This window comes from Komagataeibacter rhaeticus (assembly GCF_003207855.1).
Classification (GTDB): domain Bacteria; phylum Pseudomonadota; class Alphaproteobacteria; order Acetobacterales; family Acetobacteraceae; genus Komagataeibacter; species Komagataeibacter rhaeticus.
Genome location: NZ_NKTZ01000001.1, coordinates 22,372 through 48,331 on the forward strand (window position 1 = coordinate 22,372; position 25,960 = coordinate 48,331).

Consider the following 25,960-nt stretch of genomic DNA (forward strand, 5'->3'; position numbering starts at 1 on the left):
ACTATGGCCAGCCTTCCCCATGGGGAGGCGGGAAGATGGTTTTACGCGCCCTGAGTCCGTCCAGATGGATGGAGAAGTGTGTTTTGGACGCGTTGCCGCAGGCCTGCAATGCCATAACTGGCCCCGACCTCCCCCCCGCCATCGCGCACGGGTTCCGCGCGGCGGTTGATGAGGCCGCCCGCCATGTGGGCGCCACCGCCCCCAATCCCCCCGTGGGCTGCGCCCTGCTGGATCGGGATGGTACCATCCTTGCCGTGGGTGGCCACCATCGCGCGGGCACGCCCCATGCCGAGATCCAGGCCATAAACCAGTGCCGCGCGCGCGGCCTGCTGGATCGTGCCCATACCGCCGTCGTAACGCTGGAGCCGTGCAACCATACCGGCCGCACCGGCCCGTGCTCGCACGCGCTGGCAGCCACCCCTGTGCGGGATGTGTGGATCGGGCTGCGTGACCCCAACCCCCATGTTGCAGGCGGCGGGGCGGATTACCTGCGCAGCCAGGGCCGGAGCGTGCATGTGCTCCAGCCCACCGGCCCGCAGGCCGCCCTGCGCGCCCTGTGCCGCAGCCTGCTGGCCCCCTTTGCCCATTTTGCCCGGACCGGCCAGCCATGGATCACGGTCAAACAGGCGGTGGATGCCACAGGCTCCATGCTGCCGCCGCCGGGACGCACCACATTTACCGCCGCCACCTCGCTTGACCTGGCGCACCGCCTGCGCCGCGCAACCGATGCGGTGATTACCACCGGCCGCACCATACGCGCGGACCGGCCGGGGCTGGACGTGCGCCGCGTGCCCGACCATGCCGGCCGCGCGCCGCGCGTACTCGCCATCTGCACCCGCACGGGGGAAGTGGATGACGCCTATCTGACGGCTGCGCGCAACCGGGGCTTTGACGTCCGCCTGTGCACCGACATCGCGGCCCTGCCGGACCTGCTGGGCCGGGCGGGCGTGACCTGGGCCATGGTGGAAGCCGGCCCAGCCCTGCTGGCCGAACTGCGCGCACATGGCCTGTGGCACGACTGGCTGACCATTACCGCGGGCGCGGACGGCACGGACCACTACGGCATCCGCGTGCGCGAGGGGGATGTGACACCGCTCCACCTGCTGCCCGAACTTTCCGCCGTGAAGGAGTAAGCATGTTTTCCGGCATCATCGAACACCAGGGACACGTCAGCGCCGCGCGGCGGCTTGACCGTGACCTGGACATCACCGTGGCCACCGGCATACCCGACCTGAGCCTGGGCGAGAGCATTGCCGTCAATGGCGTATGCCTGACGGTCACGTCGTTTGACGCGGCGGGCACCGCCACGTTCTTCATCAGTTCGGAAACGCTGGACCGCACGGCGCTGGGCCGGATCGAGGCCGGGCACCGGGTAAACCTTGAACGCGCGGTCACGCCCGCCACCCGCCTGTCAGGCCATATCGTGCAGGGGCATGTCGATGGCACCGGCCGGCTGCTGGCGGTGGAACAGGTGGGCGAGGCCCGTCACATCACCTTCAGCATTCCCGCCCGCCTGCGCCGCTACCTGGTGGAAAAGGGATCGATCACGATCGATGGCATCAGCCTGACGCTGAACGCGGTGGGGGAGCCGGGTGCCGACGGGTGTCCACCCGATGCGTTCCGCATCGCCCTCATGATCATTCCCCATACATGGGAACACACAACACTTGGCACCCTGAAGGCAGGGGATGCGGTGAACATCGAAGTCGATGTCATCGCCAAATATGTGGAGAGCGTATGTCAGTATCGTTGATGCCCCCGGCACTGGCGCAGGCCATAGAAACCATCCGCCGGGGCGGGATGATCATCCTTGTGGATGACGAGGACCGCGAGAACGAGGGTGACCTGGTCATGGCCGCCGAACTCATGACGCCGGACGCCATGAACTTCATGGTCACCCATGCCCGTGGGCTGGTGTGCATGCCCATGTCGCCCGGGCGGATCACGCAACTCAACCTGCCCATGATGACACAGGTGAACACCTGCCCGCGCGGCACGGCGTTTACCGTCTCCATCGAGGCGCGTGAGGGGGTGACCACCGGCATCTCGGCCGCCGACCGCGCCAGGACCGTGCTGGCGGCCGCCGCCCCCGATGCGGGGCCAGAAGACCTGGTCTCCCCCGGCCATATCTTCCCGCTGCGCGCGGTGCCGGGTGGCACGGTGGCACGCCCCGGCCACACCGAAGCCTCGGTCGACCTGGCCCGCATGGCGGGGCTGATCCCGGCCGCCGTGATCTGCGAGATCATGAACGCGGACGGCACCATGGCGCGCATGGACGACCTGCGCCCCTATGCCAGGCGCCACGGGCTTCAGATCCTTTCCATCGCCGAACTGGCGCGCTGGCTGAAGGACAACCCGATCACGGACGGCACGGATGCCCCGCCGGCGGTGGAGATGGTCGCGCGCACCCGCCTGCCCAGCCGCTTTGGCGGCACGGACATGATGATCCACGCCTTCCGCGCCCCGGACGGGACGGAACATGTGGCCATGGTCAAGGGCCAGCCGGGCACCCCCGGCACCGTACCGCTGGTGCGCCTGCATTCCGAATGCGTGACGGGCGATGCGCTGGGTTCGCTGCGCTGCGACTGCGGCGCGCAGCTGCAGGGCGCGCTGGAGCAGATCGGCCGGGCCAAGGCGGGCGTGCTGGTGTATGTGCGCGGGCATGAGGGGCGCGGCATCGGGCTGGCCAACAAGATCCGCGCCTATGCGCTGCAGGATGAAGGGCTGGATACGGTGGACGCCAACCACCGGCTGGGCTTCGAGACCGATGCACGTGACTGGCAGGCGGCCGCCGCCATCCTGCGCGCGCTGGGGGTGAACCGGCTCGACCTGCTGACCAACAACCCCGACAAGGTGCGCGCCCTGCACGAGCACGGCTTTGACGTGCGCGAGCGCATTGCGCTTGCGGTGGCACCCAACCCCTTCAACCGGGCCTATCTCGAAGCCAAGCGCACCCGGATGGGCCATGCCCTGTGCCAGCCGGAAACGGCGGATACGCACTGACTTCACACGGAACAATCACGACAATCACGGAAAATACGCCAGACATGAGCACCAACATCCCCTCTACCCCCGCCCGGCTTGACTTCGCCCACCCACCGCGCATCGCGATCGTGGTCAGCCGTTTCAACGAGAACGTGACCCACGGCCTGCGCGATGGCGCGGTGGCCTGGCTGGGCGAGCACGACATCGCCCTGCGCGCCGAAGACATCCTGTACGCCCCCGGCGCGTATGAACTGCCCCTGCTGGCCCAGACCCTGGCCCGCACCGGGCGGTATGATGGCGTGGTCTGCCTTGGCTGCGTGATCAAGGGCGATACCGCGCATTTCGAGTTCATCAGCCTGGGCGCCACGATCGGGCTGCAGCAGGCGGCCCTCAGTACCGAAGTGCCGATCGCCTTTGGCGTGCTGACCACCTATACCGATGAACAGGCGGTGGTCCGCTCGCGTGATGACGTGCACAACAAGGGCCGCGAAGCCGTTGCCGCCTGTGTTGAAAGTATCGCATTGCTTCATAAAATCAGAGGCTGTTAAGATACCGCAGGCCCATGCGAAACGGCTGAAAACAGTCCTCTCATGGTCCTGTAGGGACAAAAGCGGGGATGGCGAATGCGGCAGCTCACCTTCATCGCCGGGGCATTCGGTATCGGCCTTGCGATCTGGATGCTGGCGCGTTTCGGCCTGCATGACATCCTGGGCCTGGTGGCCGCGGGCGGGTGGAGCATCCCGGCCATCATCGCATTCCATGCGACACAGGTCTGTGCCTCCGCCCAGGCCTGGCGGCTTCTGGCACAGACCGGACGTGCCCCCCTGCCCTTTGCCGATTTTGTCGCCCTGCGCTGCGCGCGCGAAGGGATCAACAACCTGCTGCCCGTAGCCCAGGTGGGGGGGGAGGTGATCACCACCCGCCTGCTGGCCCGCCGCGAAGGGCTGGGCATAAGGCGGGCCGCCGCCTCCACCATCTGTGACCTGACCATTGAACTGCTCAGCCAGGTCACGTTCACGCTGCTGGGGCTGGGGCTGCTGTTCTGTCTGGTCAACCGTTCCCCCGTTACCGACGGACTTATGGAAAGCGCGGGTGCGGCGCTGCTGCTGGGGGCGGTGTTTTTTGGCAGCCAGTACCTGGGCGCGGTCTCGGTGGTGGAAAGGCTGCTGGTGCGCATCGCCGCGCATCTGGGATGGGACGGGGTGGATGACATCCGTGGGCTGCATGACGAGATCCTGGGCCTGTACCGCACGCGCGAGAATTCACTGCGCGCGGGGAGCATGCAGCTGCTGGGCTGGTCGCTGGGCACGATCGAGGTGTTCCTTGTCCTGCGCGCCATGGGGCACCCGCTTTCCCTTGCTGACAGCTTTGTGATCGAAAGCGTGGGGCAGGCCGCCAAATCGGCGGGGTTTGCCGTGCCCGGCGCGCTTGGCGTGTCGGAAGGGGGCTATATCATCATCGGCGGCCTGTTCGGCCTGTCGCCGCAGGCTGGCATCGCGCTCTCGCTGATCAAGCGCCTGCGCGAGATTGCATGGGGCCTGCCCTCGCTGGTGGCATGGCAGGTGATGGAAATGCGCTGGGTACGCCCGAACCCCGCCGCCACCAAGGAAATACACATGACCGGCCAGCCGTGACGTGATTACGCAGGGCCTGTTACGGCACGCAATAAAGAACCACCTTGCATCGGGACCACATCATGGGCCAAACCGGGCCTCTTCACCGGCTGCCGCGCCCCATGCGGCACGACGTGGGTTTCTGAAGGGCTGAATACTCGTCATGCTATCGGTACCGCTTGGGCGTCTTGTCGCTTTCTGTTCCCGTCATGCCATTGCGGTCGTGGCGGGTTTTGCCCTCCTGATCGCGGGTGCCACCTATGCCAGCTATGCGCTGCTGGGGGTCACGACCGATACGGACCAGATGTTCTCGGCCTCACTGGATTGGAAAAAGCGCTCTGACGAGATGGGCCGCCTGTTTCCGCAAAAGCAGGACCAGCTTGTTGCCGTGATCGACGCGGCCCTGCCCGAGGAAGCCCAGCAGACAGCACTTGGGCTTGCGGCAAGGCTGCGTGATGACCACACCCATTTCAATTACGTCACCACGCCACAGACCGACCCCTATCTGGTGCGCAACGGCCTGATGTTCCTGGACCCCAAGGCGCTGGAGCGCGTGCTCAACACCACCATCACCGCCCAGCCCTTCCTGAGCGAACTGGCCGCCGACCCCTCCGGGCGCGGCCTGTTTGATGCGCTGGACCTGATCGCGCTGGGCATAAACCAGGGCCAGGCCGATCTTGGCCCCTTCCGTAGCGCGCTGGGCGGCTTTGCCACCACCTTGGAACATGCCGTGTCCGGCACGCCCGAACCGCTTTCGTGGGAGCGGCTGCTGGCGGGAGACCTGGCCGACCTGGGGGGCAAGTTCCAGTTTGTCGTGACCCAGCCCAAGCTGGATTATGATTCCTTCCAGCCCGGGGGCGCCGCCGCCGATGCGATCCGCGCTGCTGCCGCCGAACTGCCCTTCGTCAAGAGCGGGCGGGCGCATGTCCATATCACGGGCGATACCCAGATTGCGGATGAGGAATTCGCCACCGTGGCCGAAGGCATGGTGGCGGGCCTGCTCGGCTCACTGGTGCTGGTCTCGCTGTGGCTGGTGCTGGCGGTGCATACGTGGCGGGTGATCGTGCCCATCATCATAACACTGGTGTCGGGGCTGCTGCTGACCACGGGCTTCGCGGCCCTTGTGGTGGGCAAGCTGAACCTGATCTCGGTGGCGTTCGCCATCCTGTTCGTGGGCATCGCGGTGGATTTCGCCATCCAGTTCTCCGTCCGCTTCCGCGCGCAGTCCCTGCCCGATGGCTCGGCACCCGGTATTGTCCAGGCGCTTGAGCAGACCGGGAACGAGACCGGCCACCAGATCCTTGTCGCCGCCATGGCCACATCGGCGGGCTTCCTGGCCTTCACCCCCACAGCCTTCGTGGGCGTGGCCCAGCTTGGGCTGATCGCGGGCTTTGGCATGGTCTTCGCCTTCGTGTGCACGCTGACGCTGCTGCCCGCCCTGCTGCGGCTGTTCCGTCCCACGGCGGGGCATGGCACCATCGGCTTTGGCTGGGCACGCCCGGTGGATACGGCCATCCGCCACCACCGCAAGCCCATACTGGCCGTGTTCGTGGCGATTGCCCTGGTGGGTGTGGCGCTGGTGCCGCGCCTGACCTTCGATGCCGACCCATTGCATACCAAGAACCCGAAATCCGAAGGCATGGTCACGCTGGGCATGCTGATGTCCGAGCCACAGTATTCGCCCTATACGGTGGATATCCTGATGCCCACCCTGGATCAGGCCGCCGCCATGTCGGACAGGATTTCCGCCCTGCCGCTGGTGCATGACGCGCTGTGGCTCGGCTCGCTCGTGCCGGCCGACCAGAAGACCAAGCTGCCGCTGATACAGGATGCCGCCAGCATCATGCTGCCCACCCTGATCGTGGCCAACCCCAAGCCCGCCCCCGATGCCGCGGAACTGAAGGCCGCCGCCGCCAAGACCGCGGCCGAACTGGGTGGCGTGCTGGACAAGCTGGCCGCCGATGACCCGCTGCGGCGCATCCAGTCGGCCCTGGCCCACCTGTCACAGACCGATGACCAGCGCATCCTGGCCACCAACGAGGCGCTGGTGCGCTTCCTGCCCATGCAGCTCGACATGCTGCGCGGCATGCTGCAGGCCAGGCCGGTCGGCATTGCCGATGTGCCGCCGCAGCTGGCGCGTGACTACCTTCTGCCCGATGGCCGCGCACTGGTGGAAATCCACCCCACGCGCGAGATGAAGGGCAACCGCGCGCTGCACACCTATGTCAGCGAGATCCAGAAGATCGCCCCGATGGCGGCAGGCTCCGCCATCGACATCGTGCAGAGTGCGGCAACCATGGTGCATGCCTTTGTCACGGCGGCGGCGGCGGCCATCGTCATGATCGCCATCATCCTGGCGGTTGCCCTGCGCAGGCTGCTCGATACGGCGCTGGTGCTGGCCCCCCTGCTGCTCTCGGCCCTGATGACGGTCATCCTGATCATCGTGGTGCCCGAACAGCTCAACTTCGCCAACATCATCGCACTCCCCCTGCTGCTGGGGGTGGGGGTGTCGTTCAACATCTACTTCGTCATGAACTGGCGGGCGGGCATCCGGTCGCCACTGTCCAGCCCCACGGCGCGCGCGGTACTGTTCTCGGCGCTGACCACGGGCACGGCGTTCGGCTCGCTGGCGGCATCGCACCATCCCGGCACGGCCAGCATGGGGCGGCTGCTGCTGCTCTCACTGGCCTGCACGCTGGTGGCGACGCTGATCTTTGTGCCCGCCCTGCTGCCCAAGCGCGCGATCGACAAGGAATAGCTGCTGGCAGGGAAGACAAAAAAAGGCCGCATCCCGATGGGGGCGGCCTTTTTTCATGGAAAAGTTTTTGGGCGCTGCCTTTTTTCAAAAAGACGGCATTCTTTCAAAGCTTTTTGAAAAAAGCTTCACCAAAAACTTTTATCCCTTTATTCGCTCCCGGTGCCGGACTTGAACCAGACCTCGACCGGGCCCGTGACCTTCATGGTCATCGGGTTGCCAAAGCGGTCCGTGGCACGCCCTACCGCCAGACGCACCCAGCCTTCGCTGATGCAGTATTCCTCGACATTGGTTTTCTCGACGCCCTTGAAGCGCACGCCAATGCCACGCTCAAGCAGGGCCTCGTTATAGAAGGGGCTGGCGGGATTGACGGACAGGCGGTCCGGCGGGGTATCGGTCATGGCTGGTCTTTTTTCCGTATGCTGAACGTGAAACGCTGTCTGACATAGCGGCAATGCCGTTAGTCTCCAACACCCTGACCTGCATCTTCCTCCACCACACGGATCACCGCCTGCCCCCGGGTGATGTCGGTGATGCGGGTGCGGACCTCCGCCTCCCGCGCCACGGGCAGGGCGATATGCATGCCAACACCTGCCGCGCCAAAATCCTCGCCCACAATCTGGCAGTCCATGCCCTCCAGCCGCGCGCGTAACAGGGCATGGTCGGAAAAACCGCAGGTGAAGGTCAGGGATACCCTCTCCACAATCGGCACACGCGCGGCCGTGCGCAGGCATTCCGCCGCCGTGCCGCCATAGGCGCGCACAAGACCGCCCGCGCCCAGCTTGGTGCCACCAAACCAGCGCGTGACCACCACCACGGTGCGGTCAAAGCCCTGTCCCTCGATCACCTGCAGGATGGGACGCCCCGCCGTGCCACCGGGCTCACCCGCATCATCGCTGCGATAGGTCTGGCCAATCAGATAGGCCCAGCAGTTATGCGTGGCATCGGGGTCACTGACGGTGGCGATGAATTCCATGGCCTCCGCCGGTGTTGCCACGGGCGCGGCCTGTGCCAGGAAAATGCTTTTCCTGACTTCCCGCTCCAGCATGGCGGGTTCACGCAGCATGAAGCGTTCGGGCGCGCTCACCCGGCCGCCTCCTCCATTGCCCCCGTAAACAGGCTGACCAGATCACCCAGATGGCCGATCTCCTGTATGCCCAGCCCATCCGGGGCGGTGGGCCTGCGGTTACCGCGCGCGATCCGGCGCGGCAGGAAGGCGTGTTCGAATCCCAGCTTGTGCGCTTCCTTCAGCCGTGTATCGGGCTGCGAGACCTGACGGATCTCGCCCGACAGGCCCACCTCGCCAAAATAGACCGAACCGGCACTGGTGGGCTGGCCGGTGGCGGCGGAGACAAGGGCGGCGGCCACCGCCATGTCGGCCGCGGGCTCCCCAACGCGCAGGCCACCTGCGATATTGAGGTGGACATCCATGGCGTTGAGCTTGATGCCGCAACGCGCTTCCAGCACGGCCAGCAGCATGTTCAGCCGCCCCGTATCCCAGCCCACCACCGCACGCCGCGCGCCGCCATCCCCCGCCTTGGGCGAAAGCAGAGCCTGCACTTCCAGCAGCACGGGGCGCGTGCCCTCCATGCCCGCGAACACGGCGGAGCCCGCAATGTGCCCCCGCCGTTCGGCCAGGAACAGGGCGGAGGGATTGGGTACTTCCTCCAGCCCCTGATCGGTCATGGCGAACACACCGATCTCGTCAGTTGCGCCAAAGCGGTTCTTGGCCGCGCGCAGGATACGGAACTGATGACCACGATCGCCTTCGAAATACATGACCGCATCGACCATGTGCTCCAGCACGCGGGGGCCAGCCAGCGCCCCTTCCTTGGTCACATGACCCACCAGGATCAGGCTGAAGCCACGCTGCTTGGCCAGGCGGATCAGTTCAAACGCGCAGGCGCGCACCTGGCTTACGGTGCCGGGCGCGCTTTCCACCGTTTCCATCCACATGGTCTGGATCGAGTCGATCACCACCAGCGCCAGATCCTTTTCCGCCTCCAGCGTTGCCACGATATCGGCCACGTTGATGGCGGCGGCCAGTTCCAGCGTGGGCGCTTCCAGCCCCAGCCTGCGTGCGCGCAGGCGGATCTGGTCCACGGCTTCCTCGCCCGAAATATACATCACCTTGCGCCCCGCGCGCGCCAGCGCGCAGGCACCCTGCAGCAGCAGCGTGGACTTGCCGATACCAGGGTCACCGCCCACCAGCACGACCGAAGCCGGGACAAGCCCGCCACCCAGCACGCGATCCAGTTCGCCAATCCGGGTTTCGATCCGTGGTGGCGGCGGCGTATCGCCCGCAAGGCCAACAAGGTTGATGCGGGCGCCACTGCGCCTGCGGGCATTGGTGCCGCCGCCGGCGGCCGGTTCGACCGTTTCCTCCACAATGCTGTTCCACGCGCCACAGGCATCGCACCGGCCCGACCACTTGGGAAAGACCGCCCCGCAGGACTGGCAGATAAAACGGTTAGCGGGCCGACGCGCCATGATGGCTCCCTGGACAAGAACAGATCGTGTATATCATATATGGAGCGACTGGCCGCAAAAGTCAGGGAAGCCCTTAGCCAAACAGGAAAAAGTTTTTGGTGAAGCTTTTTCCAAAAAGCTTCGAAAGACGCCGCCTTTTAAAAAAAGGCGGCACCCAAAAATTTTTATCTTTATTTATCAGTTAATTACGAACATCTACCTTGATCGGCCCCTCGCGGCGACCATGGGTAAACTGGTCCACGACCGGGTTGCCACTGTCAAACAGGGTAGAGGGCAGTCCCTGCCAGATCAGCCTGCCTTCGTACAGCATGCCTACCTGGTCCCCTATGCGCTGGGCGGAGGCCATGTCATGCGTGATGGCGATGGCGGTGGAACCCAGCTTTCGTACGCAGTCGGCAATCAGCCCGTCAATCACGGCGCCCATGATGGGATCAAGACCGGTCGTGGGTTCATCGAAGAACAGGATCTCGGGGCGGGCGGCGATGGCGCGCGCCAGTCCCACGCGCTTCTGCATGCCGCCCGACAGTTCGGCGGGCGAGAGCGCGCCCACGGCGGGGTCCATGCCCACCTGCTCCAGCAGTTCGGCCGCGCGCGCCTGCGCCTGCGTGCGGGTCAGCCGCGGGCCATGACCCATGCGGGCGGCCGCCGTCAGGCCGAAGGTCACGTTTTCCCACACGCTCAGGCTGTCAAACAGCGCGCCGTTCTGGAACAGCATGCCGATCCTGGCCATGTACGGCTCACGCTCGCGGGCGGACAGGGTGGTGACATCCACGCCGTCAATCTCGATGGAGCCGGCATCGGGCGTGATCAGCCCCAGTATGCAGCGCAGCAGCACCGACTTGCCGGTGCCCGAACCGCCAATGACCACGAATGACGTGCCACCCATCACATCAAGGTCCACCCCGTCCAGCACCACTTTTGGGCCGAACGCCTTTTTCAGGCCGCGAATGCGGATCTTGGGGGTTGCGTCACTCATTGGGAAAAGAACACATCCGTCAGAAGGTAATCGAAGGTCAGCAGCAGGATCGACGCCGCGACCACCGCCGCCGTGGTGGCCGCCCCCACCCCTTCGGCCCCGCCCCGGCTGTTATAGCCGTGATAGCAGCCCATGAGCGCGATCAGGAACCCGAAGATCGCGGCCTTCACCAGCCCCACCGTCACATCCATCACCTTGAGCGAGGCGATGGTGGCGGCAATGTAGGCGGAAGGCGAGAAGTCCAGCTTCATCACGCATACGGTAAAGCCGCCCAGCACACCCAGTATGTCCGCCACCAGCACCAGGAAGGGCAGCGCCAGCGTACCTGCCACCAGCCGGGGCGTGACCAGGTATTTCATGGGATTGGTGGACAGGGTGCTCAGCGCGTCGATCTGGTCGGTCACGCGCATGGTCCCGATCTCGGCCGACATGGCGGCCCCCACGCGGCCCGCCACCATCAGCCCCGCCAGCACCGGCCCCAGTTCGCGCGTGACCGCCAGGATGACAATCCCGGCAATGGCGTTCTGGGCATGGTACTGGGCAAAGCCGGTATAGGACTGCAGCGCGATCACGCCACCGGAGAACAGCGCGGTCAGTGCCACCACGGGCAGGGAAAAGAAACCGATCTCCACCAGCGTGCCCCACAGGATACGCCAGTAAAAGGGGGGACGGACCACATGCGACAGGGCGCGCGCGGCAAAAAGCGCCACCTTTCCCGCCATGCGGACAATGTCCAGAACCGCCCGGCCCAGTCCGGCAACAAAATCAAGAACGCCGTTCACAAGGCCTCCAGCGCTTGAGGGGCACGCCACAGCGGGCGCCATATCCTGCGGACATGCTCCCTGCCCTAGCGCGCGGCGTGCCCCACGTCAAAGCGAAAGCGCCTGAGGCACGCCACCATCCGTCACGATGCCCCCTGCCCGGCCGCGCGCCGTTCACAGGCCTGCCGCCACATGTTGCATGCCATCATGCACACGACACCCGCCATGATCACCATGGCCAGCGGCGCCGGGCTGTGAAAGGCCACATGACCCATGATGAAGCCGCTGGCCGCGGCAAGGGAGAACTGGATCGTCCCCATCAGGGCCGAGGCACTGCCCGCCTGGTGGCCGTGATGGGTCAGGGCCATGACCGTGGCATTCGGCCCGATAAAGCCAAGGCAGCCGGTAATGCACATGACCAGCACGCACACCAGCAGCGGATGCCCCACCCCCGCCACCCCTGCCAGCGACAGTACGAGGCACGCCACCGCCGCCACCGTGACGCACCCGATCCCGCCATCGACCAGGCGGGAAAGGTCGATCCGGTGGACCAGGCGTGCGTTGATCTGGGCCGAGACGATGAACATCGCGGCGTTCATGCCGAAGAAGGCCCCGAACTGCCCCGGCGTGAAACCCAGCAGATGCTCGAACACCATGGGAGCGGAGGTGATGTAGGCAAACATGACGAAGGAGGAAAAGCTGTTGAGCAGCGCGCTGGACATGAACACCGGCTCACGCACCAGCCCGCCATAGCGGCCGATCATGCCAGCCAGGGAAAAGGGAATGCGCCGGTCCATCGGCATGGTATCGCGCAGGGTGGCCAGCACCGTCACCAGCCCCACCATGCCGTAGCCGACCGCGATCCAGAATATCCACCGCCAGTGCCCGACCGACAGTACAAGACTGCCCAGCGAGGGCGCAAGGATGGGCATGACGCCAAAGACCAGCATGAGCTGCGACATGATGCGCGCGCCCGGCGCGCCGGTGGCCACATCGCGCACGATGGCGCGCGGCACGACCGCGCTGGCCGCCCCGCCCAGCGCCGAGACGAACCGGCACACACAGAACAGGTCGAACCCGTCCGCCAGCGCGCACCCCATGGACCCCGCAATGAACAGGACCAGCCCGCCCACCAGCGGAATCCTGCGCCCCAGCCGGTCGGAAATGGGGCCAAGGCTGAACTGCCCCACCGCCAGCCCCGCAAACCACGCCGCAAGCGTAACCTGACTGGCCCCCGCATACCCGCCCGCCAGGTCACTGTCCATAAAGGGGAAGGCAGGCAGATACATATCCGTGGACAGGGGACCGATGGCCGTAAGCAGGCCCAGCAGGGCGATCATCCAGTACGGCATGGCGGTGGCGGGCGTGGTACGGGCGGGCATGGGAATCCGGCGGGAAAGGACAGGAGGCGGGCACGGCCACGGGCCGCGCGTGATGCATATCCGCCTATTGCGGCGGCCTTGTCCACAACCATGTCACATGCAACCCATGCGCCATGTGCGCCCCCCGCCGCAGCCGGCGTGGCTCAGACCCCGAAACCGGCCACCAGCGCCGCAAGCCCCACCTGCCGGTGGCGTTCAAGGCGGGCTGCGACCAGCACGGCGCGGGCTTCCGCAATCGCCGTATCCAGATCGGAATTGATGATGACGTGATCGAATTCGTTCCAGTGCGAGATCTCGTCACGCGCGGCCTGCATGCGGCGTGCGATCTCATCGGCTTCGTCCGATGCGCGGCCGGTCAGGCGGCGCTCCAGTTCCTCGATGGAAGGCGGCAGCACGAACAGGCTGATCACGTCATCGGGCAGGGCCGCGCGGATCTGGCGGTGGCCCTGCCAGTCAATGTCGAACACCATGTCGCGCCCTTCCGCCAGGGCCTGCTCCACCGGGGCGCGCGGGGTGCCGTAGCCCCGGCCGAACACGGTCGCCCATTCCAGCATCTCGCCCGCCTGGGCCATGCGCTCGAATTCTTCCATGCTGCGGAAATGGTAATGGATGCCATCGCTTTCCCCCGGTCGGGGCTGGCGGGTCGTGACCGATACGGAATGCAGCAGCTGTGGCTCGGATGCCCGCAGCGCATTGGCGATGGTGGACTTGCCTGCGCCCGAGGGTGCAGAGATAACCAGACAGACCCCCCGGCGCCGGACCGGCGGGGCGGATGCTGTTCGGGGGGGGAGGGATGTCTGGCTCATGCGGCTCTCCTTGGTCGTGGCATCCCGACAAATGCAGGCCGGGGCGCGCAAACGGGGTAGCGCAGTTCTAACAGGGTGTATGTAATCTGCGAATATGAAACAGGATTCGATACTCATTACAGGTGCCTCGTCCGGGATCGGGCGCGGGCTGGCCCTAGCCCTTGCCCGGCCGGGCCGCACGCTCCATCTGGGTGGGCGCAACGGGAACAACCTGCGCGATGTCGCGGCGCGGTGCATCGCCCGGGGGGCGGACGCCCACATCCGCGTACAGGACGTGCGCGAACGCAGGGGAATGGAAGACTGGATCACCACGGCCGGGCCGCTTGACCTTGTATTCGCCTGCGCGGGCATCACCGCCTCCACGCGCGGGGGGGAAGAAGCCCCCTATGAACCCGATGACCAGATCCGCCGCATGTTCGCCACCAACATGGATGGCGTGCTGAACACGGTGCTGCCTGCCCTGCATGTCATGCGCCACCAGCCACGCGGGGCGGACGGGATGCGCGGGCGGATCTGTGCCATGGCATCGGTGGCGGGGCTGGTCTCGTTCCCCGGCACGCCGTCTTACTGCGCATCCAAGGCGGCGGTGGACCGCTTCATCGTGGCGACAGGTGGCAACATGGCGCGCGCGGGCATTGCCCTGTCCAGCGTGACCTGCGGCTTCGTGGCGACCCCCATGACCACGCAGAACCGCTTCCCCATGCCCGGCCTGACCCAGACGGGCGATGCCGTGCGCGCCATCCTGGACGGGGTTGCGCGCGGGCGGCGGCGCATCTCCTTTCCATGGTGGCTGGCGGCGGGGTCACGCTTCATGGACCTGCTGCCGGTCAGGATTGCGGAATCCTATTATTTCCGCCAGCCCGCCGGCCAGGCGGGCACCATGGCCGAAACGGGACTGGACGCGGCCACCGGGCCGGTGCCCGCGGCATGAAGCGGAACCCCGCGAAAGTCCGGACCGGAAACCGGGCGTGAATCTCTGTCGTGTCTTCATCCTGCGCCCGGTGGCCACCACCCTGCTGGCGGCGGCCATGCTGCTGGCGGGACTGCTGGCCTACCGCACGCTGCCGGTGGGTGACCTGCCCGATATCGCGGTGCCGGTCATCTATGTCATGGCCACCCAGCCCGGTGCGTCACCCCAGCAGATGGCCAGTTCCGTCACCACGCCCCTGGAGCGCAGGCTGGGCCAGGTGGCGGGACTGAGCGAGATCGAGTCCGATTCCAGCCAGGACAATGCCTTCATCCTGCTGACCTTTGATGAATCGACCAATATCGATTCCGCCGCCAATGATGTGGAGGCCGCCCTGCGCGCCGCCCGCGCGGACATGCCCGCGACACTGGAATCACAGCCGGAATACTGGAAGGCCAACCCTTCCGACAACCCGGTCATGATCCTGGCACTGACATCGGACACGCAGCCGGTATCCGAACTGTATGACATTGCCAAGACACGCCTGCAGCCGCTGCTGGCGCAGGTACAGGGCGTGGGATGGGTGGAGATTGCCGGCAGTTCCGCCCCCGCCGTGCGGGTGGAAATCAACCCGTGGCCCCTGTTCAAATACGGGCTGGGGTTCGAGGATATCCGCTCCGCCCTGGCATCGGCCAATGCCAACACGCCCAAGGGCATCATAGAGAACGACACAACCCGCTACACGCTTGCCACCAATGACCAGGCCCGCACCGCCGCCCAGTACCGTGACCTGGTGATCGGCTACCGCAGCGGCCACCCCGTGCGGCTGAGTGATGTGGCGAGCGTGCGCAACGGGGTGGAGAACGAACGGCTGGCGGGCTTCCTGAACGGGCACACGGCGGTCATGGCGATCATCCGTCCGCGCGCGGGGGCCAATGTCATCCATGTGATTGACGAGATCAAGGGCCGCCTGCCCGCCCTGCGCGCGGCCCTGCCCGGCGGCGTGGTGCTGACACCGGCCATGGACCGCTCGATCACCATCCGCGCCTCCCTGGCCGATACGCAGTGGACGCTGCTGGCCTCCGTCGTGCTGGTGGTGGCGGTGGTGCTGGTGTTCCTGCGCACGCCGCGCTCGACCCTGATCCCGGCCATTACCGTGCCCGTCTCGCTGGCGGGCACGCTGGCGCTCATGGCGCTGTTCCATTTCTCGCTCGACATCCTCTCGCTCATGGCACTGACCATCGCCACGGGCTTCGTGGTGGATGACGCCATCGTGGTGCTGGAAAACATCGCCCGTCACATGGAAGCGGGCATGAACCGTTTTGACGCCGCCCTGCAGGGTTCGCGCGAGATCGGGTTTACCGTGATGTCCATCACCATCTCGCTGGTGGCGGTATTCCTGCCGCTGCTGCTGCTGGGCGGCACGCCGGGAAAGGTGTTCTTCGAGTTTTCCATGACGCTGGCCATTACCGTCACCGTGTCGCTGGTGCTCGCACTCAGCCTGACACCGATGATGTGCAGCCTGTTCCTGGAGGTGGGGGAACCCGCGCCCCCACCGCCCACAGCACCCTGGTGGCGGCGGTGGCCACGCGCCGTGGGTGACTGGCTGGAGGCGGGCTACCGGCACCTGCTGCGGTTTTACGAGCGCACGCTGGACGTGGCGCTGCGCCACCATGTGCTGACGGCGCTCAGCCTGCCGCTCAGCCTGGTACTGATGGTGGGGGTGATCGTGCTCATGCCCAAGGGCATCCTGCCCAAGGAGGACGTGGCCATGGTGATGAGCTTCTTCCGCGCCGACCAGACCACCTCCTTCCCCGCCATGAAGGAAAAGATCCGCGCCATAAGCGATGCGATGATGGCCGACCCCGACACGCAGGAAGTCGTCGCCTTCTCCGGTGATACCAATATCGAGGGGCAGGCCTTCGCCCAGATGATCGACCGGACCCGGCGAAGCGACGGCCCGGACGAGATGATCGCGCGCATCCACAGTCGGCTGGAACATATTCCGGGGCTGGATGTCTCGATGTTCTCGGCAGGTGACATAAGCGGCGGTGGCGGCCGGCAGAAGGAAGGCGCCTACCGCTACCTGCTGACCAGCGACAGCGCGGAGGACATCTACACCTGGGCCCCGCGTCTGGTGGCGGCGCTGCGTGACGCCCCCGGCCTGCGCGACGTGACGACGGATGTCATGAACAATGGCGCCGCCATCCATGCCGACGTCATCCGCGACCTTGCCGCGCGTTACCTGATCACCCCGCAGCTGGTCAGCAACACGCTGTATGACGCCTTTGGCCAGCGCATCGCCTCGAACATTTCCACATCCCTTGCCACCTACCATGTGGTGATGGAGGTGGCCGAACCGTACCGTACGTCCCCCGATATCCTGCGCTCCTTCCGCATTTCCACTTCTGGCGGGACGGCGGGTGGCGGCACGGTGTCCAACACGGTGCGGGTGCAGGCCGATACCACCGCAAGCCGCAGCACGCAGCTCAGCCAGCAGTCCTTCCGCAACCAGATCGAGAACCGGCTGGCGGGCGGCGCGGGGGCGTCCAGCGGGTCGGCCGTGTCCTCATCGGCGGAGACGATGATCCCGCTCTCGGATGTGACAAGGCTGGTGCCGCGCCCCACATCCATTACCGTGTCGCACAAGGGGGGCTTCGTCTCGGCGGCCATTTCCTTCAACCTGGCCCCCGGCACGGCGCTGAGCGATGCCTCGGCCACGGTGGAGGAGACCATGATCCGCCTGCATGTGCCGCCCTCCATCCACGGTGGCTTTACCGGGCAGGCGGCCCAGTTCCAGTCCGCCATCATCAACGAGGTGCTGATCTTCATCGCGGCCCTCGTCACCATCTATGTGACGCTGGGCATCCTGTATGAGAGCTACATTCATCCGCTGACCATCATGTCCACCCTGCCCTCCGCCGGGGTGGGGGCGGTGCTGGGGCTGTGGGTGACGGGGCAGGAGTTCTCGCTCATCACCATGATCGGGATGATCCTGCTGGTGGGAATCGTGAAGAAGAACGCCATCCTGATCGTGGATTTCGCGCTGCATGCCGAACGTGACCGGGGGCTGGACCCGCGGGTGGCCATCCGTGATGCGTGCATCCAGCGCTTCCGCCCCATCCTCATGACCACGCTGGCGGCGGCCCTCGGGGCGGTTCCCCTCATCACCAATGGCGGCTATGGCGTGGAGATGCGCCGCCCGCTGGGCATTACGGTCGTAGGCGGGCTGGCAATGAGCCAGCTGCTGACGCTCTACACCACGCCGGTCATCTATCTTTACATGGAACAGCTGCGCGCATGGACGGTACGGCGTGCCGGAAGGCTGTTTGGAAAGCGGGCCTGAAAAAAATCTTTCACCCAATAAAAAAAGGGGGTTGCAGGGGCTGGAACCGTCGGCTAAAAGCCCCCTCACGACGCACCCGTAGCTCAACTGGATAGAGCACCAGACTACGAATCTGGGGGTTAGAGGTTCGAGTCCTTTCGGGTGCGCCACTTTCCTTGAAAATCCGGTTTTGTTTTTTAATGGCTTCCAAGAAGCCATTACGCAAAACGTGAAAAATTTCTGGTGAAGCTTTTTCCAGAAAGCTTCAGGAAACGTCGCCTTTTTGAAAAAAGGCGGCCCCAGTAAACTTTTATCCTTTTCCAGCGCCTTCCCTGCACACGGCATGAGAAAAAAGATCAGGTGCCTGCGGCCTGCGGGGCTGCTACACGGTAGCTGATATTTCTTTACGTCTGCATGCAGGAACCAGGAATGAGCGGGTCCAGCCTTCCCGAAAACATGCCCCCGCACGGGCAGCCGGAACCGTCTGGCGGCCTCCTTTCATGGATTGACCGCAGGCTGCCGGTCTTTACCGCGTTGCGGAAGGAATATGTCGATTTCCCCATGCCGCGTAACCTCAACGCGCTATGGAATTTCGGGGCGATCCTGACTGTTGTGCTGGTCATCATGCTGGCAAGCGGCATCTTCCTGGCCATGAACTACACGCCCACCGCCAGTGAGGCCTTCCTATCGGTCGAGATGATCGAGCGCCAGCTTCCCGCCGGCTGGATGCTGCGCGCGCTGCATGTAACGGGGGCAAGCCTGTTCATGGCGGCCCTTTATGTCCACCTGTTCCGCGGGCTGTATTATGGTTCCTACAAACAGCCGCGCGAGATTTTGTGGCTGACCGGGCTTGTGCTGCTGGTCATGGTCATGGTCACCGCCTTTGCGGGCTATGTGCTGCCATGGGGGCAGATGTCCTACTGGGGGGCGGATGTCGCGGGCAAGGCGGTGGGGGCGGTACCGGTCATCGGGCCTGCGCTTGAACACATCATGGAAGGCAGCGACCAGCTGGGGGATATCTTCATCCACCGCTTTTTCGTACTGCATTTCGTCATGGCGTTCGCCATCGTGGGCATCGTGGCGCTGCATGTGGCGGCCCTGCATGTCAGCGGGCCGAACAACCCCACCGGCCGCCCCGTGCCCGCGCGTGAGACGGTGCCCTTCCACCCCTATTACACTACCAAGGACGTGACGGGCCTTGTCCTGTTCGCGCTGGTGTTCGTGGCCCTGGCCTTCCTGTGGCCCGACCTGCTGGCCGAGCCGGAAAACTATCGCCCGGCCAACCCCATGCACACGCCTGCCGATATCGAGCCGGAATGGTATTTCCTGCCCTTCTACGGGCTGCTGCAGTCCGTGCCTTCCAAATTCGGGGGGCTGGTGGCGGCGGGAGCATCGATCGGGGTGCTGTTCATGGTGCCATGGCTGGACCCCTCGCCCGTGCGCTCGGCGCGTTCGCGTCCGCTGTGCCGGGCAGGCATGGCGGGGGTCGTGGTCTCGTTCGTGCTGATGGGTCTGGTCGGCCGCCACCATGCGGAGGGCGGATGGATGATCGTTGGCCGGGTCGCCGCCCTGTGCTATTTCGGCTACTTCCTTGTGCTGCTGCCACTCTGTGCGCGGCGTGAGATGCGCCGGGGCGGCTGACCCGCCATCCTTCAGCAGGCAATTGCTGGCAAACAGATAATCAATAACAGTTTTTGGGTGCCGCCTTTTTTCAAAAAGGCGGCGTTCTTCGAAGCTTTTTGAAAAAAGCTTCACCAAAAACTTCCTTATGATTTGCGTGCCGTCCTGAACGCTCCTTACCTGACGGGAGTGGGGCCGGCCCATACTCTTTTATCCGACCGGGGTGCCCATGATGTCGCGCGCGGGCCGTATGCGATGGACTCGTTCGCCCCCTGAAGAAGCGGGTGCCGGGTCAGTCCTGCGGCGTAATGGCGGTCAGCAGGTCGCGCTTGTGCGGCAGGAAGATGGTCACGCGCAGGCCATGCCACGCCACGATGCTGTCCCCCAGGAACATGCCCAGCGCGATGACGGTGCAGACCAGCGCATTGCCGAACATGAGCACCAGCCACCACGCCACGGCGGAATCACGCACGCTGCCAAGAAACAGCGCAAAGGCCGAACCACAGGCCGAAGCGCCCCCCACGCCACCAAACAGGATTGCGGCATCCAGCAGCAGGGTGCGGTAATGCAGCAGCGCCAGCCGCCTGAGCAGCGCACGGGCGTCCTTTCCGGTCTTGTCCTCCGTGCTTTCCAGCTTGTCCCGCACGCTCTCGATCCGGTCACTGACCCGCGCAAGCCGCGTGTTGAACATGTTCAGCAGCGTACCAATGCCCGACAGCATGAAAACCGGCGTGAGCGCGGTCTGGATCAGATGGGCGACACCATCGACTGATTCATCGGGAATAAGTCCGGGAAAGGCTGACACAGCAGGCATATCCTTGGCTGGCGGAAGGGGGATGCGTTTTTTTGGGCTTATCCGGACTTCCGTCAAGGGGCAGACTCAGGGCTCCAGCCAAGGAGCCCGCAATGTCCCATAATTACGCAACCCCCCAGACACCGGAGAAACGCCTGGCCCGCATCCTTGCGCGCCTGCCCGCCGACTGGCCGCTCACGATCGAACGCCAGCCTGACACCGGCTGGCGCGCGCGCCTGACCCTGCCCGTGCAGGGCATGCAGGAATGGACCGCGCCACACCCCACCCTGCTAGCGGCACTGGAGGATGCATGGCGCCATGCCCGTGACATCACGACAGCGGCCACGAGCACCGGAGATACAGTCAAGAAATAAGTTAAGGAAATATAAACACAGCTTTGTGATAATCTGTTTTACACTGTCACCTGCATGCACCATGGCAGCGGCCGCGTTTTATTGTCCAGATCACGCAAATCCATGCGCACACGATTGTTTGATACCACCCGCCGCCTGTCACCCGCAGCACGCGCGAAGCGGGAAAAGCAGGTCTGCGTACTGCGATATCGTACGCCCCCACACAGGAAACGTACATGTGTTCCCAAGTGACCATATTTTGAACATTGTATAAAAAAAAAGGGATAATTGCTAACGAATCCCGTGTGTTCGACCCGGCATTCCTGACCCGCAGGCACACACCGGGGGGAGATATCCCTCCGTCATGGCTGCCATTGCGCACTCCCCTGCCCCCCCTGCCACGACCATGGGGGGCCATTGACCCGCCGGGGTTTATACAACAGGAATGCCAACAGGGAGTTCAATACTATGTCGGCAGTAAGATTGGCGCGTATCGGCGCGGTGGTTGTCATGGCAACCGGCAGTGCATCCATGGCCTGCCCCGATGGGGCGCGGGCTGACGATTACAGTGAACTCCTTGACATCCTGAAGGCCAAGGGCAGCCTGACGCAGGGCGAGTACAGGGGGCTGCTGGCCCACCACATGCAGCATGTACGCGAAGCGGCATCCGCCAGCAGGCCGCAATACATGCCCGTACAGCGCCATATGGCCACCCCCACATCCGCCCATGCCCAGATGCGCACCGCCATGGGCAACACCGTGCAGCCCCCCGGCCAGATCGAGATTGGCGGCGGCGGCATGGACCCCGATTACGTGCTGGCGCAGGCCCAGCAGGCGGCGGCCAGCGCGCAGGCCAGCGCCGCATCGGCTGAATCCACATGGCTTGCCGCCCAGCATTCCATGGCCCTTGGCGGGGGTGATTCGTTCGTGCGCATGGCAAAATATGAACCCGGCAAGGGCCTGACCTTCAAGGCCGGCCCGATCAACATCAACCTCTCGGGCTTCATCAACGGATTCTATACCTATAACAGCCCGGCAGGCGGCATGCCGGTCGCCGGTGGCGTCTCGACCGGGTCCAGCGGGTTCGACTCGTCCGCCCTGCGCAACGGCCTGCTGCCCGCGGGCCTGATCCTCAAGCTCTCGACCACGCAGAACGGCATCGACCTTGCCGCCGTCATGGGCATGTATCCCGGCATCGACAATGCCAAGAACGGTGCCTTCAACGCCAATACCGGCGGCAGCCCGGTGGGCCTTGGCACCGCCGGCATCGATTTTCGTCAGGTTTACGTGACGGCGGGTAACAAGAAATGGGGCACGTTCAAGATCGGCCGCGACCTTGGCATCTTTGGCGGCGATGCCATCCTGGATGACGCAACGCTGCTCAGTGTCGGCTCCACCGGCAGCAATTCGGCGCCGGGCAATACCTCGCTGGGCCGCATCGGCGTCGGTTATGTCTATGCTGACTGGATTCCGCAGATTTCCTACCAGTCCCCCACGATCAAGGGCTTCCAGGGCACGATCGGCATCCTGCAGCCACTGGATGAATTCGATTTCTCCGGTGATGACGCCAATGGCAATGCCTATTCGGCCAGTTCCACCCAGCACAGTTCACCCATGATCCAGGGCAAGGTGACCTATGACTTCAAGATCGGCGGGCTGAGCGCGCGCATCTGGGCCAGCTTCCTGACCCAGCACCAGCAGAACCTGACGGTCAGCCGGACCACAACGGTCAGCACGGCCCTGCTTGAGGCAAGTGGCGGAATTTACAACATGGCCACCACCACAACGGCGGATGTAGCGGTCAATCCGGGGCAGACGCGTGGCGTTACCGCGGAAGCGGGTGAAATCGGCACCAAGCTGACCTATGGCCCGGCGCAGTTCGTGGGCTACTACTACCGTGGCAGTGGCCTGGGCACGACCGGCCTGTTCTTTGATGGCGTGGCCAGCAACGGCCACAAGCGCGCATCGGAAGGCTACTATGTCCAGATGATGTACAACTTCACCAAGAAGTTCAAACTGGTGGGAAGCTACGGTGTGAGCAACCTCTACCTTGCACCGGGTGAAAGCGACCCCGATCTGGTCCGCCGCAATGAATCGGAAGTGGGGGCCGCGTATTACAAGATGACCGACTGGCTGAACCTTGTGGCGGAATACGCCCATACCAGTTCGGCAGCACACGGCCCGTACAAGGAAAGCGACAACAGTGCCTCAGGCGGCATGATCCTGCTTTTCTAACCGCATCGGGGCCGGGACATGCCCCGATCCGTCCGTGTTCATGGCTTCTTCTCTTTTTCCTGTCAGGTTTCTGCCATACTTGACTCCTGAACACCGAAAAGAGAGGAAAACCGGATGTCCAACCCGTCCCGCTGGCCCCTGCGTGTCGGCCTTGTAGGGTACGGCTTTGCCGGACGTATCTTTCATGCCCCCCTTGTCCATGCCACGCCGGGGCTGGAACTGGCGGCCATCTGTTCCAGCCGGCGCGCCGACGTACTGGCGGACTGGCCCCATCTGGACGTGGTTGCCACACCCGAAGCCCTGTTCGCCCGGCCTGGACTGGACATGGTGGTCATAGCTACCCCCAACCGGACCCATGCCCCGCTTGCCATTGCCGCATTGCGGGCCGGGCTGCATGTGGTTGTGGACAAACCCTTTACCCTGAACGTGGCACAGGCCCGCGCGGCGGCCACGGTGGCAAAGGCGCATGACAGGGTACTGTCCGTTTTCCAGAACCGGCGGTGGGACAGTGATTTCCTGGGAATCCGCCAGCATGTCCGGGCCGGGACAATCGGTCGGGTAACCGAACTGGAAGCACGGATGGACCGCTTCCGCCCGCAGGTACGCGCGCGCTGGCGGGAAATGGATGCACCGGGCAGCGGGCTGTGGTTCGACCTTGGCCCCCACATGGCTGATCAGGCACTGCAGCTGTTTGGCCTGCCTGATACCGTGCAGGCCAGTCTGGCGCGGCAGCGCGACCATGCCAGCGGTACGGACTGGGCGCAGGTCATGCTGACATATGGATCCTTACGGGTCAGCCTGCACTGCAGCCTGCTGGCCGCATGGGCCGGCCCGCGCTTTGTCGTGCATGGCACCCATGGCTCCCTGCTCAAGCACCATGCCGACCAGCAGGAAAACCAGTTGCGCGCGGGCCTGCAGCCCGGCGCGCCGGGCTGGGGCCTGGACCAGGACGACATCATGCTGTTTGACGGCAGCGATACGACCCGCCACCTGCCCGTGCCACCGGGTGATTACCGCATCTATTACGCACTGCTGCGCGATGCGATCCTGGGCCGTGGCCCCAACCCGGTACCGCCAATACAGGCCATCGCCCTGATGGCCGTTCTGGAAACCGCCATGGCCGCCAGCACGGCCGGCAGGGCCCTTGCCCTGCCCCTGACCGGAGCGGAATGCCAGCAATGGACACAGGTATGGGAAAAATAGGCCCGGAAAGCTTCTGGATGCCACCTTTTGCCAAAAGGGTGGCATGGCATGGGGCGCTCTGAAAAAAGTGCCCTGATGGTTTACGGCATGGTCGGACTGACCACCGCATACAGTCCGATTGCCAGGTGCCTGCCGGTGGAATAATTCAGCCCCCGCTCCTGCCCCAGTTCATGCACATCCAGTCCGTCATGCAGGGCACGGGCACCAAAGGCCGCCAGATCCTGCGCGCCCACCAGCGCCATGCCGCATTTCTGGTTCTGCTGCAGGAAGTCAGCCGCCGCCGCCGCATTGATCAGCCGTGTATCCTGCCCCAGCAGGAACACGAGACTGGGTTCCGAATCCGAGGTGGATGCCACGATGGTCCGCGCACAGGGGCGATGCGCCGCCACAAGGGTCGCAAGCCGTGGGCTGAGCCATATTGTATGGAGTTGCGGAATAACCGTGATGAACAGGCCCACATGGATGATGACCGCCGCCGCCACCGCCGCCATGACCGCGCGCAGCATCTCGCGGTGCAGGATCATGTATCCCGACATGGCCAGAAGCGGCAGGGCCCCGGCGGGGATCAGCATCGCGGCCCATGGCACGATGCCTTCCATCCGCCACAGCAGCACCGGCCCCGCAAGGGACAGCACGGAGCCAACCGTAAACCATACCAGCCCGTATGCCGCCAGCAGCCCCCGTGCCCACGCGGCCCGTGGCCATTCCCAACTGGTGGGAAAAGAGACGACGGCAGCCGCCGTAAGGATGGCAATGGCCGGATAGGTCGGCAGCACATAATGCGGCAGCTTGGTTGCAATCGCCTCGAACACCAGCCAGTGCGGGACAATCCAGCACAGCAGGTAGCGCACATGCGGCTGGAAACGCCGCGCCCAGATGAAGGGCAGGCTCATCGCCGCGAAAATCGAACCCGGCCAGAACGCAATGGCAAAGACGCCCAGGTGATAGCCCGGCGGCAGGCCATGCGTTTCCTGCCCACTGGCCACCTTGCCCAGAAAATTATGTCCCACCGCACGGGTAAAGAAATCACCATGGCTGACCACGCCAATGGCAACGCACCAGGGCAGCACGATGGCCAGCATGACCAGCCACCCCCATGCCGGGCGCAGGCGCCGCCACCAGTCGATACGGCGCTCCACCAGCGCCAGCGCCAGCGGCGTGCCAAAGCCGGGCACAAGCACCACAGGCCCCTTGAGCATGAGGCCACAGCCAAGGGCCACCCAGTACAGCATGGCAGCGGCAAGTGGTGTGGCCAGGTTGCGCTCCCGGTCCAGATAGGCACGCAGCAGCCCGCATTGCGCCAGCAGAACGGACAGCAGGAGGGTTGTGTCAATGGTGGCCATCCGCCCTTCCGCCGTCATCAGCACGGATACGGCCAGCAGGGCTGCGGCCAGCAGGCCACAGGTCGGGCCGAACAGGGCGGCACCAATCCATGCCGTCAGCACGGCGGACGCAGTAACAGCAAGCAGGGAGGGAATACGGTAGGGCCAGGTGGCATGCCGGTCCTGCATGCCGGTCAGGCGGACGGCCGCCGCTTCCAGCCAGTATATCCCCGCAGGCTGGAGATAGCGGGGCTGATCCAGAAACCGGACATCGACATAGTTGCCACTGTGCAGCATCTGGGCCGTGGCTTCCATATAGCGCGGTTCATCACGGTCCAGCGGCGGCAGCGAAGCCCGACCCGGCAGGAACAGGACAAACACGCACAGCGCCACAAACAGGTAGTGGCGCAGTGTCAGGCGCGTCATGGCACGAT

The 25,960-nt window shown here is 64.8% G+C and carries 21 protein-coding genes and 1 tRNA gene; 13 read left to right on the forward strand and 9 right to left on the reverse strand.

Translation table 11 applies throughout. The features are described from left to right. Positions 1 to 92 precede the first annotated feature (92 nt). From ribD to CFR78_RS00135, 6 genes are all read left to right on the forward strand, one after another. Positions 93 to 1,133 carry a bifunctional diaminohydroxyphosphoribosylaminopyrimidine deaminase/5-amino-6-(5-phosphoribosylamino)uracil reductase RibD gene (gene ribD / locus CFR78_RS00110; protein WP_371440433.1) on the forward strand — a complete coding sequence of 347 codons (1,041 nt, stop codon included), beginning with the start codon at positions 93 to 95 and terminating at the stop codon, positions 1,131 to 1,133. A gap of 2 nt (positions 1,134 to 1,135) precedes the next feature. Then, a complete protein-coding gene (locus tag CFR78_RS00115) occupies positions 1,136 to 1,753 on the forward strand; it encodes a riboflavin synthase (protein WP_034930320.1) in 618 nt (205 codons plus the stop codon). Further along, positions 1,753 to 3,003, forward strand: a complete 1,251-nt coding sequence (locus CFR78_RS00120; RefSeq protein ID WP_034930318.1) for a bifunctional 3,4-dihydroxy-2-butanone-4-phosphate synthase/GTP cyclohydrolase II — start codon at positions 1,753 to 1,755, stop codon at positions 3,001 to 3,003. Before CFR78_RS00115 ends, CFR78_RS00120 begins: the two co-directional genes overlap by 1 nt. Before the next feature lie 44 nt (positions 3,004 to 3,047). After that, positions 3,048 to 3,533: a 6,7-dimethyl-8-ribityllumazine synthase gene (gene ribH / locus CFR78_RS00125; protein ID WP_034930315.1), complete on the forward strand. Its 486-nt coding sequence runs from the start codon at positions 3,048 to 3,050 to the stop codon at positions 3,531 to 3,533. A gap of 75 nt (positions 3,534 to 3,608) precedes the next feature. Then, entirely contained in the window at positions 3,609 to 4,619 is a 1,011-nt protein-coding gene (locus CFR78_RS00130) for a lysylphosphatidylglycerol synthase domain-containing protein (RefSeq protein WP_034930313.1), read from the forward strand. A gap of 142 nt (positions 4,620 to 4,761) precedes the next feature. Further along, positions 4,762 to 7,356, forward strand: coding sequence for an MMPL family transporter (locus tag CFR78_RS00135; protein ID WP_034930310.1), 2,595 nt, complete (start codon positions 4,762 to 4,764; stop codon positions 7,354 to 7,356). Between the two features lie 146 nt (positions 7,357 to 7,502). Here the strand turns inward: CFR78_RS00135 and CFR78_RS00140 are convergent, their stop codons facing one another. The 7 genes from CFR78_RS00140 to gmk all read right to left on the reverse strand — a co-directional run bounded on the left by CFR78_RS00140 (position 7,503) and on the right by gmk (position 13,768). After that, the gene (locus CFR78_RS00140; protein WP_007397293.1) at positions 7,503 to 7,754 is read right to left on the reverse strand and encodes a DUF3297 family protein; all 252 of its coding nucleotides are present in this window, start codon (positions 7,752 to 7,754) and stop codon (positions 7,503 to 7,505) included. 59 nt (positions 7,755 to 7,813) lie between these two features. Continuing rightward, complete coding sequence (locus tag CFR78_RS00145; protein WP_007397292.1) at positions 7,814 to 8,440, reverse strand: IMPACT family protein; 627 nt, start codon at positions 8,438 to 8,440, stop codon at positions 7,814 to 7,816. Then, a complete protein-coding gene (gene radA / locus CFR78_RS00150) occupies positions 8,437 to 9,843 on the reverse strand; it encodes a DNA repair protein RadA (protein WP_034930308.1) in 1,407 nt (468 codons plus the stop codon). The genes CFR78_RS00145 and radA overlap by 4 nt, the downstream gene beginning before the upstream one ends. Positions 9,844 to 10,024: 181 nt before the next feature. After that, positions 10,025 to 10,819, reverse strand: coding sequence for an ABC transporter ATP-binding protein (locus CFR78_RS00155; RefSeq protein WP_007397290.1), 795 nt, complete (start codon positions 10,817 to 10,819; stop codon positions 10,025 to 10,027). Then, the gene (locus tag CFR78_RS00160; RefSeq protein ID WP_007397289.1) at positions 10,816 to 11,601 is read right to left on the reverse strand and encodes an MlaE family ABC transporter permease; all 786 of its coding nucleotides are present in this window, start codon (positions 11,599 to 11,601) and stop codon (positions 10,816 to 10,818) included. Before CFR78_RS00160 ends, CFR78_RS00155 begins: the two co-directional genes overlap by 4 nt. A gap of 122 nt (positions 11,602 to 11,723) precedes the next feature. Further along, positions 11,724 to 12,962 carry a multidrug effflux MFS transporter gene (locus CFR78_RS00165; RefSeq protein WP_034930305.1) on the reverse strand — a complete coding sequence of 413 codons (1,239 nt, stop codon included), beginning with the start codon at positions 12,960 to 12,962 and terminating at the stop codon, positions 11,724 to 11,726. A 143-nt stretch (positions 12,963 to 13,105) separates the two neighbouring features. Then, on the reverse strand, positions 13,106 to 13,768 hold the full coding sequence (gene gmk / locus CFR78_RS00170) for a guanylate kinase (RefSeq protein WP_034930302.1): 663 nt from the start codon (positions 13,766 to 13,768) through the stop codon (positions 13,106 to 13,108). Between the two features lie 94 nt (positions 13,769 to 13,862). On the opposite strand from gmk, the gene CFR78_RS00175 reads away from it, so the two are divergent. From CFR78_RS00175 to CFR78_RS00190, 4 genes are all read left to right on the forward strand, one after another. Further along, positions 13,863 to 14,699: an SDR family NAD(P)-dependent oxidoreductase gene (locus tag CFR78_RS00175; RefSeq protein ID WP_034930300.1), complete on the forward strand. Its 837-nt coding sequence runs from the start codon at positions 13,863 to 13,865 to the stop codon at positions 14,697 to 14,699. Between the two features lie 37 nt (positions 14,700 to 14,736). Further along, complete coding sequence (locus tag CFR78_RS00180; RefSeq protein ID WP_110580937.1) at positions 14,737 to 18,021, forward strand: efflux RND transporter permease subunit; 3,285 nt, start codon at positions 14,737 to 14,739, stop codon at positions 18,019 to 18,021. A gap of 72 nt (positions 18,022 to 18,093) precedes the next feature. Continuing rightward, positions 18,094 to 18,170: transfer RNA gene (locus CFR78_RS00185), tRNA-Arg, on the forward strand. A gap of 259 nt (positions 18,171 to 18,429) precedes the next feature. Beyond that, positions 18,430 to 19,641, forward strand: a complete 1,212-nt coding sequence (locus tag CFR78_RS00190) for a cytochrome b (RefSeq protein WP_034930295.1) — start codon at positions 18,430 to 18,432, stop codon at positions 19,639 to 19,641. Between the two features lie 271 nt (positions 19,642 to 19,912). Here CFR78_RS00190 and CFR78_RS00195 read toward each other — a convergent pair whose 3' ends face one another. Then, positions 19,913 to 20,434: a DUF2721 domain-containing protein gene (locus CFR78_RS00195; protein WP_034930292.1), complete on the reverse strand. Its 522-nt coding sequence runs from the start codon at positions 20,432 to 20,434 to the stop codon at positions 19,913 to 19,915. Between the two features lie 92 nt (positions 20,435 to 20,526). On the opposite strand from CFR78_RS00195, the gene CFR78_RS00200 reads away from it, so the two are divergent. The 3 genes from CFR78_RS00200 (at position 20,527) to CFR78_RS00210 (ending at position 24,204) form a co-directional block, all read left to right on the forward strand. After that, positions 20,527 to 20,787, forward strand: a complete 261-nt coding sequence (locus CFR78_RS00200) for a hypothetical protein (protein ID WP_007397279.1) — start codon at positions 20,527 to 20,529, stop codon at positions 20,785 to 20,787. A 447-nt stretch (positions 20,788 to 21,234) separates the two neighbouring features. Continuing rightward, positions 21,235 to 23,001, forward strand: a complete 1,767-nt coding sequence (locus CFR78_RS00205) for a porin family protein (RefSeq protein WP_371440431.1) — start codon at positions 21,235 to 21,237, stop codon at positions 22,999 to 23,001. Between the two features lie 114 nt (positions 23,002 to 23,115). Further along, a complete protein-coding gene (locus CFR78_RS00210; RefSeq protein ID WP_007397276.1) occupies positions 23,116 to 24,204 on the forward strand; it encodes an oxidoreductase in 1,089 nt (362 codons plus the stop codon). 80 nt (positions 24,205 to 24,284) lie between these two features. On the opposite strand, the gene CFR78_RS00215 is transcribed toward CFR78_RS00210, so the two are convergent. Next, positions 24,285 to 25,952, reverse strand: coding sequence for an ArnT family glycosyltransferase (locus tag CFR78_RS00215; protein WP_034930288.1), 1,668 nt, complete (start codon positions 25,950 to 25,952; stop codon positions 24,285 to 24,287). Positions 25,953 to 25,960 lie beyond the last annotated feature (8 nt).

Coding starts and splice junctions, on each gene's coding strand:
- CFR78_RS00115 (WP_034930320.1), top strand. CDS start 1,136: ATGTTTTCCGGCATCATCGAACACCAGGGACACGTCAGCGCCGCGCGG.
- CFR78_RS00120 (WP_034930318.1), top strand. CDS start 1,753: ATGCCCCCGGCACTGGCGCAGGCCATAGAAACCATCCGCCGGGGCGGG.
- ribH (WP_034930315.1), top strand. CDS start 3,048: ATGAGCACCAACATCCCCTCTACCCCCGCCCGGCTTGACTTCGCCCAC.
- CFR78_RS00130 (WP_034930313.1), top strand. CDS start 3,609: ATGCGGCAGCTCACCTTCATCGCCGGGGCATTCGGTATCGGCCTTGCG.
- CFR78_RS00135 (WP_034930310.1), top strand. CDS start 4,762: ATGCTATCGGTACCGCTTGGGCGTCTTGTCGCTTTCTGTTCCCGTCAT.
- CFR78_RS00140 (WP_007397293.1), bottom strand. CDS start 7,754: ATGACCGATACCCCGCCGGACCGCCTGTCCGTCAATCCCGCCAGCCCC.
- radA (WP_034930308.1), bottom strand. CDS start 9,843: ATGGCGCGTCGGCCCGCTAACCGTTTTATCTGCCAGTCCTGCGGGGCG.
- CFR78_RS00155 (WP_007397290.1), bottom strand. CDS start 10,819: ATGAGTGACGCAACCCCCAAGATCCGCATTCGCGGCCTGAAAAAGGCG.
- CFR78_RS00165 (WP_034930305.1), bottom strand. CDS start 12,962: ATGCCCGCCCGTACCACGCCCGCCACCGCCATGCCGTACTGGATGATC.
- gmk (WP_034930302.1), bottom strand. CDS start 13,768: ATGAGCCAGACATCCCTCCCCCCCCGAACAGCATCCGCCCCGCCGGTC.
- CFR78_RS00175 (WP_034930300.1), top strand. CDS start 13,863: ATGAAACAGGATTCGATACTCATTACAGGTGCCTCGTCCGGGATCGGG.
- CFR78_RS00190 (WP_034930295.1), top strand. CDS start 18,430: ATGAGCGGGTCCAGCCTTCCCGAAAACATGCCCCCGCACGGGCAGCCG.
- CFR78_RS00195 (WP_034930292.1), bottom strand. CDS start 20,434: ATGCCTGCTGTGTCAGCCTTTCCCGGACTTATTCCCGATGAATCAGTC.
- CFR78_RS00200 (WP_007397279.1), top strand. CDS start 20,527: ATGTCCCATAATTACGCAACCCCCCAGACACCGGAGAAACGCCTGGCC.
- CFR78_RS00205 (WP_371440431.1), top strand. CDS start 21,235: ATGTCGGCAGTAAGATTGGCGCGTATCGGCGCGGTGGTTGTCATGGCA.
- CFR78_RS00210 (WP_007397276.1), top strand. CDS start 23,116: ATGTCCAACCCGTCCCGCTGGCCCCTGCGTGTCGGCCTTGTAGGGTAC.
- CFR78_RS00215 (WP_034930288.1), bottom strand. CDS start 25,952: ATGACGCGCCTGACACTGCGCCACTACCTGTTTGTGGCGCTGTGCGTG.